At 51.3% G+C, this 13,067-nt stretch carries 15 protein-coding genes; 6 read left to right on the plus strand and 9 right to left on the minus strand.

Going from position 1 to position 13,067, the window contains the following annotated elements; genetic code table 11:
• Nucleotides 1-136: 136 nt before the first annotated feature.
• The 4 genes from ACI512_RS07475 to ACI512_RS07490 all read right to left on the minus strand — a co-directional run bounded on the left by ACI512_RS07475 (nucleotide 137) and on the right by ACI512_RS07490 (nucleotide 3,707).
• On the minus strand, nucleotides 137-1,189 hold the full coding sequence (locus tag ACI512_RS07475) for a copper resistance protein B (RefSeq protein WP_008437443.1): 1,053 nt from the start codon (nucleotides 1,187-1,189) through the stop codon (nucleotides 137-139).
• Nucleotides 1,161-1,406 carry a hypothetical protein gene (locus ACI512_RS07480; RefSeq protein WP_024073347.1) on the minus strand — a complete coding sequence of 82 codons (246 nt, stop codon included), beginning with the start codon at nucleotides 1,404-1,406 and terminating at the stop codon, nucleotides 1,161-1,163. Before ACI512_RS07480 ends, ACI512_RS07475 begins: the two co-directional genes overlap by 29 nt.
• Nucleotides 1,407-1,418: 12 nt before the next feature.
• On the minus strand, nucleotides 1,419-3,323 hold the full coding sequence (locus tag ACI512_RS07485) for a copper resistance system multicopper oxidase (RefSeq protein ID WP_008437439.1): 1,905 nt from the start codon (nucleotides 3,321-3,323) through the stop codon (nucleotides 1,419-1,421).
• A gap of 177 nt (nucleotides 3,324-3,500) precedes the next feature.
• Entirely contained in the window at nucleotides 3,501-3,707 is a 207-nt protein-coding gene (locus ACI512_RS07490; RefSeq protein ID WP_019821302.1) for a co-regulatory protein PtrA N-terminal domain-containing protein, read from the minus strand.
• 386 nt (nucleotides 3,708-4,093) lie between these two features.
• Between ACI512_RS07490 and flgB the strand changes: the two genes are divergently transcribed.
• On the plus strand, nucleotides 4,094-4,507 hold the full coding sequence (gene flgB / locus ACI512_RS07495) for a flagellar basal body rod protein FlgB (protein ID WP_008437437.1): 414 nt from the start codon (nucleotides 4,094-4,096) through the stop codon (nucleotides 4,505-4,507).
• Nucleotides 4,508-4,537: 30 nt separating this feature from the next.
• Here flgB and ACI512_RS07500 read toward each other — a convergent pair whose 3' ends face one another.
• The 5 genes from ACI512_RS07500 to ACI512_RS07520 all read right to left on the minus strand — a co-directional run bounded on the left by ACI512_RS07500 (nucleotide 4,538) and on the right by ACI512_RS07520 (nucleotide 8,605).
• Nucleotides 4,538-4,738: a heavy-metal-associated domain-containing protein gene (locus ACI512_RS07500; protein ID WP_008437435.1), complete on the minus strand. Its 201-nt coding sequence runs from the start codon at nucleotides 4,736-4,738 to the stop codon at nucleotides 4,538-4,540.
• A 111-nt stretch (nucleotides 4,739-4,849) separates the two neighbouring features.
• Complete coding sequence (locus ACI512_RS07505) at nucleotides 4,850-7,207, minus strand: heavy metal translocating P-type ATPase (RefSeq protein WP_024073349.1); 2,358 nt, start codon at nucleotides 7,205-7,207, stop codon at nucleotides 4,850-4,852.
• A 2-nt stretch (nucleotides 7,208-7,209) separates the two neighbouring features.
• Nucleotides 7,210-7,455, minus strand: coding sequence for a DUF2933 domain-containing protein (locus tag ACI512_RS07510; protein ID WP_032899631.1), 246 nt, complete (start codon nucleotides 7,453-7,455; stop codon nucleotides 7,210-7,212).
• Nucleotides 7,456-7,549: 94 nt separating this feature from the next.
• Nucleotides 7,550-8,086, minus strand: a complete 537-nt coding sequence (locus ACI512_RS07515) for a plastocyanin/azurin family copper-binding protein (protein ID WP_008437431.1) — start codon at nucleotides 8,084-8,086, stop codon at nucleotides 7,550-7,552.
• Nucleotides 8,087-8,251: 165 nt separating this feature from the next.
• Complete coding sequence (locus ACI512_RS07520) at nucleotides 8,252-8,605, minus strand: co-regulatory protein PtrA N-terminal domain-containing protein (protein ID WP_008437430.1); 354 nt, start codon at nucleotides 8,603-8,605, stop codon at nucleotides 8,252-8,254.
• A gap of 205 nt (nucleotides 8,606-8,810) precedes the next feature.
• Here ACI512_RS07520 and ACI512_RS07525 point away from each other — a divergent pair, with 205 nt between their 5' ends.
• The 5 genes from ACI512_RS07525 to ACI512_RS07545 all read left to right on the plus strand — a co-directional run bounded on the left by ACI512_RS07525 (nucleotide 8,811) and on the right by ACI512_RS07545 (nucleotide 12,992).
• Nucleotides 8,811-9,506, plus strand: a complete 696-nt coding sequence (locus ACI512_RS07525) for a heavy metal response regulator transcription factor (RefSeq protein ID WP_008437429.1) — start codon at nucleotides 8,811-8,813, stop codon at nucleotides 9,504-9,506.
• The gene (gene copS / locus ACI512_RS07530) at nucleotides 9,503-10,891 is read left to right on the plus strand and encodes a copper resistance membrane spanning protein CopS (RefSeq protein WP_008437425.1); all 1,389 of its coding nucleotides are present in this window, start codon (nucleotides 9,503-9,505) and stop codon (nucleotides 10,889-10,891) included. The genes ACI512_RS07525 and copS overlap by 4 nt, the downstream gene beginning before the upstream one ends.
• 359 nt (nucleotides 10,892-11,250) lie before the next feature.
• Entirely contained in the window at nucleotides 11,251-11,634 is a 384-nt protein-coding gene (gene copC, locus ACI512_RS07535) for a copper homeostasis periplasmic binding protein CopC (RefSeq protein WP_008437424.1), read from the plus strand.
• 3 nt (nucleotides 11,635-11,637) lie between these two features.
• On the plus strand, nucleotides 11,638-12,576 hold the full coding sequence (gene copD / locus ACI512_RS07540; protein WP_008437423.1) for a copper homeostasis membrane protein CopD: 939 nt from the start codon (nucleotides 11,638-11,640) through the stop codon (nucleotides 12,574-12,576).
• 74 nt (nucleotides 12,577-12,650) lie between these two features.
• The gene (locus ACI512_RS07545) at nucleotides 12,651-12,992 is read left to right on the plus strand and encodes a hypothetical protein (protein ID WP_073844967.1); all 342 of its coding nucleotides are present in this window, start codon (nucleotides 12,651-12,653) and stop codon (nucleotides 12,990-12,992) included.
• The last annotated feature ends 75 nt before the right edge of the window (nucleotides 12,993-13,067 follow it).

The following is a 13,067-nucleotide window of genomic DNA, read 5'->3' on the forward strand; positions in this document are numbered from 1 at the left end:
GCGAGATGTTCTACGAAGCAATAGAACCCCACTCAAGCGTTCATGCCGCTGCAAAGGTTACATTGAAGGATCTACTTTAGAGTCGGGGAGCCAACTCCCCGATCATTTGAATTCGTAGGGCTAGTGCTCAAATCGCTCAGAACCACATCCGAATACCAGCTACAAACCGGGCCTCGTTTGTCTTTTCCCCTTCATCGCTGGCTAGGTCAGCCGTCTTACCATATGAGCGATTCCAGCTAACACCAATGTAGGGTGCGAATTGACGAGTAATTTCGTAGCGCAACCGCAGGCCTAGTTCGGTGTTGGCCAATCCAGATCCTATGCCGCGCTGAGGATCATTTTTCCCGTACAAGTTTACTTCGGCGGTCGGCTGCAAGATCAGGCGATTGGTCAACAGGATGTCGTAATCGCCTTCAAACCGAGCTGCGGTTTGACCGTTCTCACCAATATAAGCAGTCGCTTCAGCTTCAAAGTTATAGAGGGCCATGCCCTGAATACCGAGCGCTCCCCATGTTTGAGGTGACCCAGGTTTGAAGTCTTGTCGAATGCCGGTGACGACATCCCACCAAGGACCGATGGCGTGTCCCCACAGAGCCTGAAGTTCAGCGTTCTCGGTTACGCCATTGGTACGTTCGCCTTCCGAACGCAACCATAGGCGATCGACGTCACCGCCGATCCACCCTTTTGCATCCCAAGCCAGCGCACTACCGTTGTCAGCGTCTTGGTACTCAAATTTATCCAGGAGGATGAACGAGTTAATTTTTTTATCGTGCACACCATGGCCTGGTAAGTCTGGAAAAGCGGCGGCCCGGTCAGCGTCGGTAAGTACGGGGATTGGGGTTCGGCTTGTGGTAGTCGCCCCTCCATCCATGCTTTCCATACCGTCCATTTGCCCGTTATCGCTGTGATCCATAGCCCCCATCTTGCTATGGTCCATGGCTCCCATTGAGCCGTGGTCCATCTTGGAGTGATCCATCGCGGCATCTTTCGGTTTGGCGGGTTTGGATTTTTGTGCAGTTGAAGACTTTGCGTCCGCACTTGATGGCATCGCCATCGACGGATCCATCTCTTCAGCGGCTTGAGCCATGAAAAAGAATGCTGGACCGGTAGAGACTGCAAGTGCCATCAGCGTTGGGCGTAAAAACTTACTGGTCATGATCTCAATCTGCCTTTTTGGTTTTTTGGTCATGATCCATCGACTCATGGCTCATCTGGCTATGGTCCATCGCCCCGTGATCTAGCTTCGAATCGTTTGCCGTTGCTGGCTTGTCCGTTGCTGTAACAGGAACAGTGGTTGAATGGTCGCTGCCATTTTCCTCTGCCAGCACCGTGGACGAGAGTCCACCCAGCAGGACAGCGGCAAAGAGGCAACCCACGAGGGAATTACGATTTCGGTATGTGCTCACAGATCGTCTCCTTTACTCATCAACCCGTACTTCACGGAACATGCCCATTTCCATATGGAAAAGCAGGTGACAGTGATATGCCCAACGGCCTAAGGCATCAGCGGTGACTCGATAGCTGCGTTTGGTACCTGGTGGCATATCGATCGTGTGCTTGCGCACCATGAACTTGCCGTTCTCGTCCTCAAGGTCACTCCACATGCCGTGAAGGTGGATGGGGTGTGTCATCATGGTGTCGTTCACCAAGGTGATGCGCAGACGCTCGCCATACTTCAGGCGCAGCGGTTCGGCGTCAGAGAATTTGATGCCGTTGAACGACCACGAAAACTTCTCCATGTGACCGGTCAAATGAAGCTCGATGGTACGATTTGGCTCGCGGCCGTCAGGGTCTTGGAAAGTGCTTTTCAAGTCGGAGTAAGTGAGCACTCGACGACCATTGTTCCGCAAGCCTATGCCCGGATCACTTAGCTTTGGCGTTGGATTCATGGCTTGCATATCAACCAGGGGATTGTTGGTTTCAGAGGCAGGGTGTGTCTGCATTTCTCCACCCATACCACCCATGCCAGCCATCCCTGACATATCACCATTGCCCATCCCAGCCATCTTGCTGTGATCCATGCCCGCCATGTTAGTCATGTCACCGCTGTCCATGCCGGTCATCCCGGTCATGTCACTTTGGTCCATACCGGTCATCTTGCTGTGGTCCATGCCCGCCATGCCCGCCATGCCGGACATGTCACCTGGTGTCTTCTCTGCGCCGCCCATACCAGCCATGCTGCCATGGTCCATACCAGCCATACCGCCCATCCCCATGTCATCCATAGTGACGATTGGACGTGGATCTATAGCAGGTACCTGAGCAACTAGCCCTTCACGAAGAGCGAGGGTTCCGCGTGCATAACCCGTCCGATCCATAGACTGGGCGAAGATGGTGTAAGCCTCTTCACTGGCAGGCTCTACGATCACGTCATACGTTTCAGCTACGGCGATGCGGAATTCGTCAACACTCACTGGGTTGACGTGTTGGCCGTCGGCGGCCACAACGGTCATTTTCAAACCAGGAATGCGGACGTCGAAATAGCTCATCGCCGAGCCGTTGATAAAGCGTAGTCGTAGCTTCTCACCCGGCTTGAAAATACCGGTCCAGTTACCGTTTGGCGCCTGGCCATTCATGAGATAGGTGTAAGTATCTGCGCTGACGTCTCCAAGGTCGGTTGGGCTCATGTTCATTTCAGCCCACATCTTCCTGTCAGCTACTGTAGCTGACCAACCTTGCTTACTGACATCGTCGATAAAATCACCAACGGTGCGTTTATGGTGGTTGTAGTAGCCCGACTGTTTCTTAAGCTTGGCCATGACGCGACTAGGATCTTCATCGGTCCAATCAGTCAACATCACCACATAGTCGCGGTTGTATTGAAAAGGTTCAGGCTCTTTCGAGTCGATAACGATTGGCCCGTAAACCCCTGCCTGCTCCTGTAAGCCCGAGTGGCTGTGGTACCAGTACGTACCATTCTGATGAACCTTGAACTTGTACTCGTACATGCCGTCGGGTGCGATGCCATGGAAACTCAAGCCAGGTACACCGTCCATATTGGCCGGCAGAATGATCCCGTGCCAATGGATTGAGGTGTCTTGGTCCAGGCGGTTTTTTACACGCAGGGTGACTGTCTCTCCTTCGCGCCAACGCAGCAAAGGTCCTGGCAATGATCCATTGATGGTCATGGCTGTTCGCGGCGAGCCGGTAATGTTTACAGGTGTTTCACCAATAAACAGATCAAATTCATTGCCGGTGAGTACGCTCGGCAGACCTGGACTTGTCACCGCCCATACTGGAGTGCGCCAAAGGCCAAAGCCGCCGAGAATGCCACCAGCGGCCAAGCCTTTTACGAATGTCCGTCTAGAGGTTTTGGAATGCATGCCGTTTATTTCCAATCAGTCAAAAGGGAAGCCGTGCGAAACAACCGATCATGAGTTGCCCGGATCAGCTTTGCCCACCGTCACAAAAGACAAACTCTTACGGCAAGCGAGCTCAGAAATTGCCACATTTAAACCACCGCAGTGATTACATTTCTGTCAGCTTGGAGGGCTAGCTATTTAGCAATTCTTGTGATCCATCGCCTTGGCTTTGCTTTCAGCGACGGGATGTTGGGCATTTTGCGTTTGAGCTACTCGGTACGATTCCATCGAATTATTCCTGGCCACTTCCATGCGTGCGAAAGTCCGGTCACCACCCCCTTCAGCCATAGCCAAAGAAGAGACGGTCAGAGCCGCGATGACGAACAAGGTTTTGATAGGGTTCATTTGGGGGGCCTCGGATGATTATTGGTGACCCCTGAATCCACATCAGTCGTTGACTCTAGGGGGTGAGCTTGAGGCTCAATAGGACTATAAGACTCATCCCCTGTCAGGAAGCTTAGGCCAATATTACAGTTGTGTCAGGTTGCGATATTTCTCTTGAGATGCAGAGTGATTAGTCCGTAAGGTCTAAGCTATCCAACGACACATAACCTCCATCCACCATCTAAAATTTACCTGTGCGGCGTTGTAAGTTTCCGGTCACTGCACGATGGCGTGGCGTTTTTTGAGTTTTTCGCTGAAATCATACATCGGCTCGGACGCACTACGTTAAGCACTTGAGTGTTCGATAGGTGGGAATTAAATGGCAGCGTAACTAAAGGTGGCCACCGGTGAGTATTAATTTTGACAAAGCGCTTGGCTCCGCAGAAAGAGCATTACGTTTTCGCAGCCAACGAGCTGAGGTACTTAGCAATAATATCGCTAATGCCGACACTCCTAACTTTAAGGCCAGGGACTTGGACTTTTCTGCTGTACTGGCTAGCCAAACAAAAGGAGGTTTGGCTACTCCGTTCTCTTTAAAAACAACAAACCCAAAACATATTGCCGTAAACGAATTAGTAAGTGATATTCACGGCGGTGCTTTGCTTTACAGTACGCCGAACCAACCTTCCATTGATCAAAATACTGTGGATCAACAGGTCGAGGTCGCAAAGTATACGGAAAATGAAATTCATTTCGAAACCGCCTTTACTAGATTAAATGGAGCATTTAAGGGGCTACTTAAAGCTCTGCGAGGTGAATAATAAACTTTACCCAGCGAGGGAATCAGCGCCTCAGGCGCTGATTTGGGAAGGGAAACCGAGTGCTTCGACAGTTTTACGGACTTGCTCTGGGTTTTCACTGCTTTCAACGCTTACCTTACCTGCTGCGCGATCCACGGAAATCATAGCCTCGCTGTCCAGTGACTGAATTGCTTTGGTGATTTTGCTGACGCAGCTACCGCAACCAATGCCTGATACGTTTAAGACGAACATGGTTATTCCTCTTGTGCTGAGCAGTCTATTTTCACCGCAACAACAAGATCAACGTTGACACCACGGTAAGGTCAAGAGTTATGTATAGCGGGCTGTGAGCATCGGTTACGCTCATTCAATTCGGGTATTCCTCAGCCTCAAAGCATTGAAAACTACAGACGCAGAACTGACGCTCATGGCTAACGCAGCAATCATTGGAGACAGAAGGTGCCCCGTCAGTGGATAGAGCAGGCCTGCGGCGAGGGGAATACCCATTGAGTTGTAAAGGAAGGCGAACCCCAAGTTTTGCCGCATGTTTTTTACCGTTGCAACCGAAAGTGCCCGTGCCCGTAAAATCCCCATCAGGTCGCCTTTTACCAGCGTGAGCTGCGCGCTATTCATCGCGACGTCAGTCCCTGTACCCATGGCAATGCCCACATCTGCTCGCGCCAAGGCCGGTGCGTCGTTGATACCGTCGCCGGCCATGGCAACCTTTCGACCGGATTGCTGGAGGTCCGCCACCAGGCGCTCCTTGTCCTGAGGTTTCACTTCACCATGAACCTCTTCAATACCCATCTCCTTGGCGACAGCACGTGCGGTGGTGAGCCCGTCTCCCGTGGCCATGATGATTTTTACGTTATCAGCCTTAAGCTTGGTGACTGCTTCTTTAGAGGTCGGTTTTATCGGGTCTGAGACCGCTAGTAATCCTGCCAAGACCCCGTCAACTGCTAGATAGATGATGCTGATGCCTTCAAGGCGCAACAACTCTGCACGTTCTTGTAAGACCTTTGTGCTCACGCCGGCAGCTTCCATCAGTGCAGTGTTGCCCAGCTGTACTTTCTTGCCATCAACGAGACCACTCACCCCAATCCCTGAGCCGGACTCAAACGATTCAGGCTTGGTGAGCGCAATATTTTCAGTTCGGGCGTGATCGACGATGGCGTGTGCCAAAGGATGTTCGCTGCCTTGATCAAGGCTAGCGGCCAGTTGAAGCACATCGCGTGGGTTGAAATCTGGTGTGGCCTCCACACTGTGAAATACCGGCCGTCCCTCTGTCAGGGTTCCCGTTTTATCGACAATCAGTGTGTCGATCTTGCAAAGGTTTTCGATGGCACTGGCATCTCTGAACAGCACACCCATACTGGCGGCTTTACCCGTCGAAACCATGATCGACATGGGCGTTGCCAGACCCAGAGCACAGGGACAAGCGATGATAAGCACGGCGACAGCGTTGATCAGGCCGAAGACCCAGCTGGGTTCCGGGCCGAACAGTCCCCAACCTATGAGGGTCAGCAACGCAATCGCGATAACCGCCATCACAAAGTAGCCGGCGATCGAGTCGGCCATTCGTTGCATGGGCGCTTTGGAGCGTTGGGCTAGTGCGACCATTTGTACTATCTGCGACAGCATGGTGTCAGCGCCGACCTTTCGCGCCTCCATCACCAAGCTTCCATGAGTATTAAGCGTGGCACCGATCAGACTATCCCCTGCTCTTTTCATGACCGGCACAGGTTCACCAGTGAGCATGGATTCATCCACCGCACTTTCTCCCTCGAGTACAGAGCCATCAACTGGCACTTTTTCACCAGGTCTGACCCGCAAATGGTCTCCCAAGTGAACATGGGTAAGAGGAATGTCTTCCTCCTGACCATCGGCGTTGATCCTGCGTGCAGTCTTGGGAGATAGGCCAAGAAGGGACTTAATGGCGGCGGAGGTTTGTGACCGTGCTTTGAGCTCAAGAATCTGCCCAAGCAAGGTGAGCGAGATGATGACCGCAGCGGCTTCGAAGTAGACGCCGATGCGTCCATCTTGCATGAAGGTGGTGGGAAAACTTTGGGGAAATAGGGTTGCCGCGACGCTGTAAAGATAGGCTGCGGCAGTACCTAAACCAATCAGAGTCCACATGTTTGGACTGCGATTTCTAACGGATGCTATGCCTCTTACAAAAAAGGGCCAACCTGCCCATAAGGTGACCGGAGTGGCAAGAGCGAACTCGATCCAGTTTTGAACCGAACCATGGAAGATTTGTAATGAGTGACCCGCCATGGCTAGAAGGGCCACCATTACGGTTAAAGGCAGCGACCACCAAAAGCGGCGGGTGAAATCCAGGAGCTCGGGTTTGTCATCGTCATCAAGCGCGGGCATGACGGGCTCTAATGTCATGCCACATTTAGGGCAATTGCCGGGCCCTGGCTGTCTTATTTCCGGGTGCATAGGACAGGTAAACTCAGTGGCTACCTGTAGCGTGGGCTCTATAGCGGCGCTGCTGGGTTCAGCGCTGGGATGATTACCAATGTAGCGTTCTGGATCTGCCCGAAATTTCTCTTGGCATTTCTGGCTACAAAATTGATACGTCTGTCCTTGGTAAGACTCGCCAAATTTACTTGGAGGTATAACCGCCATACCGCACACCGGGTCGCGTAGACCACCGTCATTGGGTGAGGCAGCGTGGGCGGGACCGTGATCGTGGTGGCTCGGTGGAGTGGGCATAGCTATTTCTCTTCCTTGTTGGTTCCTGCCTGATCGCCATGGTCATGTCCGCCATGTCCATGTCCAAAAAAATGCATCAATGGACAGATCAACAGGATGAGGTAGGGCAAATACGGATAAACGTGGGTGAAATGTTCCCGCACCCCGTAAAAGGCACCGATCGCAATGAGCATGATCAGTACAACGCCTGTTTTGCGCCTCCAAAATGGTGGGGAGGTGCTTCCAGCCGGATGCTGATGCTTATCCATGATCTAGACCCCGTGTGTGAGCGTGTTGCTCTGATCTCTGCCTCAGAGCATAGCGAACTCTTGCGTCGACGCGGTTTTAGCGGTCGGTTCAGGCTTACTTCAAGTCAAATTGACCGACCATCCCCGACTGGTAATGACCTGGCACGTTGCAGGCAAATTGAAGTCCAGTTGTGTTGTTGAAGGTCCAGATCAACTCCTTGGTTGCCCCTGGCTCGATCAGCACGCTATTCGGGTCGTTGTGTTCCATTCCAACCATCTTCATGCCTCCCATGCTATGGCCCATGTTGCCCCACATTTTTCCAGTTCCGGTGGGTGTAAGCGTTCCATTCTGGAACATGCTCGCCATTTCTTTTTGGTGCGCCGCGTGAGCAGCGGCTTGGCCGATATTGAACTCGTGCAGCAACGCCCCTTTGTTGTGAAGTACAAAGCGAACCGTTTCACCGGGCTTTACGTCGATGCTTTTAGTTTTGAAGAAAATATCACCCATCTCTACATCAACCGTGCGAGTGACCTCTGAGGCGACTCCAGGCTGACCGATATCCTCTTTCCCATGACCTACGCTGGCCATCGCCGTAGCGCCGAGGAGTAGGGTGATTGCCGCAATAACTGGAGTAATGAGCTTAGTTTTCATGGTGACCTCGAGAGCCAGTGGAAAATACTAGCTATGCTAAAGGGATAGAGCTGAGCGTTAACTGACTTGAACACTACATTTCTGTCAGTTTTCCTGAGAAAACACGGCGCCCAGATGACGCCGTGTCTAGTGGGCGGTTCAGAGAGCCCCGTAGGAGTTATTCGGTTACTGATGGTTCTCAGAAAGCATCAGTTTGTGCTCGCGCTGCATTTGGTTCAAAACGTCATCAACCATGGCGTCGTGTTTTTCCATCCAGGCGAGATGTTCCTGAGGTGACATTGATGCTTTTGGATGATCTAGATGAAGCTGGCCCATGATCTCGCCCAGTATTTTCATATGCTCGGCCATGTGAACATGGCGCTGCCCTTCAGGAGCTTTTTCAGCTTGTACCAAGGTCGCTTCGGCTTTATCGCGCAGGCTTTCCATGCGCTCCATAATCCGATCTGCACCACCTTCAGCCAACGCAGATGCTGAGATGAGTATCGAACTAGCAAAGAATAGGACTTTTAAACGGTTCATGAGGAAGCTCCTTTTTGATTTGTTTTCCGGCTCCTCTAGCTTTCATGGTTAAGAGTCGGTCGAGCACCAGAAAGTACTCATGCTCGAACCCTAGACAGCACTCGCTGACATCTACCTGAAGCCAATATTACTTTTCTGTCAGTTGCTGGTTGGCAGAGGCATTTCATTGCAGACTCAGCCTCACAATTATTCGAGAGCCATCCCCATGAGACTTCTGGTTGCGGAAGACGAACCCAAAATAGGTATTTATTTGCAGCAAGGACTCACCGAGGCGGGGTTCAATGTTGATCGTTTTACCAATGGCAAAGACGCGCTTCAGCACGCCTTGAGCGAGGCGTATGACCTGCTGATTCTCGATGTGATGATGCCTGGGCTGGATGGCTGGGAAGTACTTCAGAAAGTGAGAGCATCCGGAAAAAATGTCCCTGTGCTTTTCCTCACGGCGCGAGACCGAGTTGAGGATCGGGTAAAAGGACTTGAGCTGGGGGCTGACGATTACCTGATCAAACCCTTCGCATTTTCTGAATTGCTGGCTCGCGTCAGAACGCTGCTGCGTAGAGGTACCACTGCCCCCTCCCAAACCCATATGAAATTGGCTGATTTGGAGGTGGACCTCCTCAAACGCAGGGTTATCCGCGCAGGCAAACGTATAGATCTAACGGCCAAAGAGTTTGCGTTGCTCGAATTGCTGCTCCGTCGTCGAGGTGAGGTTCTGCCCAAGTCGCTTATTGCTTCCCAGGTCTGGGACATGAACTTTGACAGCGATACTAACGTCATCGAGGTTGCTGTCAGGAGGCTCAGAGCAAAGATTGATGATGATTTTGAGGTCAAGCTTATCCACACCTCTCGAGGCATGGGGTACATGCTGGATGCGCCGGATTCGGGGACGGGGTCGGAATGAAGCGAATGTCCCTGACTACGCGCATGAGCCTGATGTTCATGCTAGCTGTAACGGCTGTGCTCACCGTCGCTGGACTCAGTTTTAACAACCTCAGCCGGCATCATTTCAAGATGCTGGATCAGCAGGCGCTGAACGAAAAGCTTCACTCGACGCAAAGAATTTTGACTGGGTTGAACAGCATTGATCAATTCAGTGATGTTAAGCCTGAGCTGGAGGCACTGCTTGGTGCTCATCGTGATTTGACAGCTCTTATCATCGATGGTGACGGTAAGCTCCTGTTTGCTGACCCAGGTCCGATCGTAGTTCCTGAAGACTTCCGAACGGTCACAAACAGCAATGTCTGGGAGTGGCGAGACCAGGAGCAGATATTTCGAGGCGTGACGGCGCAAGCCATAGTGACGGGGCAGGACAAGCCATTGACAGTGATGTTGATCTTTGATGTTACTCAACATATGGCCTTCTTCGAGACGCTTGAACGATGGTTTTGGATAGGACTGGTGATAAGCGCGCTGGTCAGTGCTGCACTGGGCTGGATGGTAGCGCGTAGTGGACTACGACCTATTCGCCTAGTCACTCAGGTAGCAGCTTCGATGTCAGCTAAATCGCTCAAAGAGCGTATTCCATTAGGTCCCGTTCCCCAAGAGCTCCAGCAGATGGTGCTCTCGTTCAACGCAATGTTATCTAGACTGGACGATGCGTTTGTTCGTTTATCGAACTTCTCTGCGGACATTGCTCACGAATTACGGACACCCGTTAGCAATTTGATGACTCACACTGAAGTGATTTTATCTAGAAAAAGAAATATTGAGGACTACGAGGACAATCTGTACTCAAATCTTGATGACTTGAAACGTATGGGACGTATGATTGATGACATGCTTTTTCTAGCGAAATCAGATAACGGTCTAATTACACATGAAAACAAACCGATTGACCTGGTAGCAGTAGTAGAGAAATTACTCGAGTACTACCGTTTGCTGGCTGATGAGCGAGGGATCGACCTGAAGGTCACAGGCAGGGGTAGCGTCCGAGGTGACGTACTCATGCTCGACAGGGCCATCTCTAATCTGCTCTCAAATGCGCTCCGGTACACCCCCGAAGGAAAGTGTATTACTGTCGATATTCGGCAGAAAGGAACTTCAATATCAGTCTCTGTGGAGAACCCGGGAGAGCCCATTGCGTCCGAGCATCTTGAAAAGCTGTTTGATCGATTTTATCGCGTGGACCCAGCTCGCAGAGAAGGAAGTCCAAGTAATGCAGGGCTAGGTTTATCGATTACTCGATCTATCATTGAAGCGCATGACGGAAAAATATGGTGTACGTCGTTAAACGGAATAACAGCCTTTCATATTGAACTCCCATGTGCTGATGCAAGAAAGGTCTAAGACACCTTGTTCATATGTATGCAGGCAACATGTGGTTAGCTCAATAGGATCGTTTTTGGATGAGAGAAAACTCTTGGAGCGTTCCAAAGAAAGTCGCGTATTTGGCGCCGTATCCGGGCAGATCAGTGCCAAAAACCCGCCCCAAGCTGACTGAAATGTAATCGAACAGTTTGCGTTCATGTGGCATCGTGTACTCGCACTGTGACGTTGGAAATCTTGTGATTCCTCCCTGTCCAGCCGGCCCTAGAACACGGAATTTGCTAGGTATTCGTCAGTGGTTTTAACGAGCGTCAAAAAGTAAAAAACTAGATATTCCCTAAAAACCTAGAACCAACAGCTTTTGCTGTCAGGAGTCTTGCATGTCATTCCTTAAAACTACCACCGTAGCTGTTGCGCTGACTGCGGGTTTGCTTCTGAGTGCAGTTGCTCAGGCGCATCCAAAGCTGGTTTCTTCTACTCCCGCTGAAGGATCGGATGCGGCGGCTCCGTCTAAAATCGAACTGCACTTTTCTGAGAATCTAACGACTCAGTTCTCTGGTGCAAAGCTGATTATGACCGATATGCCTGGTATGCCGAATTCACCTATGGGCGTAAAAGCTAACGTGGCAGGTGGCGGTGATCCGAAGACGATGGTTATTACACCCGCATCGCCATTGACCACGGGTACTTACAAAGTCGAATGGCGTGCCGTTTCCTCGGACACTCACCCGATTACCGGCAACTTTTCTTTCAAAGTGAAATGATTCATGAGCGACTCATTAAATATCGTTGTTCGCTTTGCTCTTTATTTCGACCTGATGCTGTTATTTGGACTGGCAATTTTTGGTCTTTATAGCCTCAGGGGAAAAGAAAGAATATCGGGAACAGTTTTGAATTTTGAGTCGCTTCTTTACAGTACTTCTGCTGTAGGTGTAGCTCTGTCCCTTGCCGCCATGTTGTTACTTGCGAAAGCAATGAGTGGCGTGTCGGGTTTCATGGAGCTACATCACCATATCTTTCAAATGGTTCTCATGGGGACTGACGTCGGTTTGACCTGGATGGTCCGAATAGGGGCGTTGGTGACGGCCATTATTGGCGTTTCCCTGAACAAGCGCTTTCCAACACTGAGTCTTTGGATTGTCACTGTCTGTGGCGCGATTGCGCTAGCGACGCTGGCATGGACAGGGCACGGAGCAATGGACGAGGGGAGCCGTCGCTACTGGCACTTTATTAGCGATATCTTCCATCTTTTGGCCGCAGGCGGTTGGTTGGGTGCGCTAGCGGCATTTGCCCTGCTGCTGCGTTTGAAATCACTGAAAGGTGAGCGAGAAGCACGAATTCTTGCTCGGGTACTGACAGGGTTTGAATCGGCCGGCGCGGTGATTGTAGTGATCATCAGCATTACGGGAGTGGCGAACTACCTATTTATCGTTGGGCCAAATCTCGATGAGGTGATGCTCAGCACTTATGGCGAGTTGCTATTTTTGAAGGTCCTGCTCTTTGCCGGGATGATCGTATTAGCGACGCTCAACCGTTTTCACCTAAGCCCGCTCTTGGAACGTTCTGTTCGAAATGGAGACTATGCTGTCGCGGTCAATGCCTTGCGCCGTAGCATGAAGCTCGAATTTTCAATGGCAGTCATCATTATTTGTCTAGTCGCATGGTTAGGTACTTTAAGCCCGGTCATGGAAATGAGCGCGGCATAGCGGTTGGTGATGGCCGACTAAGGAGTCTCAAGGGTGAATTGTAAGGGCCATTTGCACCGTCTACACTCCAGCTCATGAAACGCTACCTGCGGTTTTGCCTAATTTTCCTGATTAGCTTGGCGCTTCCCCTCAGCGGGATGGCGGGTGTTCAGACATCGATTGAACCATGCCCGATGAAAACCATGGGCATGGCGATGATGGATGGTATGGGGCAAGACTGCTGCCACGACATGAAAAGTCCCACCGAGCATGGCAAACCTTGTAAGCCCGGTCAGGAATGCAAAACTGGCGGCATGTTGCAAGTATCGATCATCAAGCCTCCTATCACCCTGTCCAGTCCTCTCATTCTATCATTCTCCAGCCATTTCCCGCTCGTACAAACCTCTTCAGGGGTATGGCGACCCCCACGTACTTGATTCCTGTACCACACTGAGCCTCATTCCGCGTTAGCGGGATGGCATATCTGCGCGCATGTCTTATGAAGCGCGCGG

It is taken from the genome of Pseudomonas petroselini (genome assembly GCF_045037875.1).
In the GTDB taxonomy this organism is placed as follows: Bacteria; Pseudomonadota; Gammaproteobacteria; order Pseudomonadales; family Pseudomonadaceae; genus Aquipseudomonas; species Aquipseudomonas petroselini.

Excerpts from the sequence above, each read along its gene's own strand:
- ACI512_RS07475 (WP_008437443.1), bottom strand. The coding sequence starts at position 1,189 with ATGACCAAAAAACCAAAAAGGCAGATTGAGATCATGACCAGTAAGTTT.
- ACI512_RS07485 (WP_008437439.1), bottom strand. The coding sequence starts at position 3,323 with ATGCATTCCAAAACCTCTAGACGGACATTCGTAAAAGGCTTGGCCGCT.
- ACI512_RS07490 (WP_019821302.1), bottom strand. The coding sequence starts at position 3,707 with ATGAACCCTATCAAAACCTTGTTCGTCATCGCGGCTCTGACCGTCTCT.
- ACI512_RS07500 (WP_008437435.1), bottom strand. The coding sequence starts at position 4,738 with ATGTTCGTCTTAAACGTATCAGGCATTGGTTGCGGTAGCTGCGTCAGC.
- ACI512_RS07505 (WP_024073349.1), bottom strand. The coding sequence starts at position 7,207 with ATGCCCACTCCACCGAGCCACCACGATCACGGTCCCGCCCACGCTGCC.
- ACI512_RS07510 (WP_032899631.1), bottom strand. The coding sequence starts at position 7,455 with ATGGATAAGCATCAGCATCCGGCTGGAAGCACCTCCCCACCATTTTGG.
- ACI512_RS07515 (WP_008437431.1), bottom strand. The coding sequence starts at position 8,086 with ATGAAAACTAAGCTCATTACTCCAGTTATTGCGGCAATCACCCTACTC.
- ACI512_RS07520 (WP_008437430.1), bottom strand. The coding sequence starts at position 8,605 with ATGAACCGTTTAAAAGTCCTATTCTTTGCTAGTTCGATACTCATCTCA.
- ACI512_RS07525 (WP_008437429.1), top strand. The coding sequence starts at position 8,811 with ATGAGACTTCTGGTTGCGGAAGACGAACCCAAAATAGGTATTTATTTG.
- copS (WP_008437425.1), top strand. The coding sequence starts at position 9,503 with ATGAAGCGAATGTCCCTGACTACGCGCATGAGCCTGATGTTCATGCTA.
- copC (WP_008437424.1), top strand. The coding sequence starts at position 11,251 with ATGTCATTCCTTAAAACTACCACCGTAGCTGTTGCGCTGACTGCGGGT.
- copD (WP_008437423.1), top strand. The coding sequence starts at position 11,638 with ATGAGCGACTCATTAAATATCGTTGTTCGCTTTGCTCTTTATTTCGAC.
- ACI512_RS07545 (WP_073844967.1), top strand. The coding sequence starts at position 12,651 with ATGAAACGCTACCTGCGGTTTTGCCTAATTTTCCTGATTAGCTTGGCG.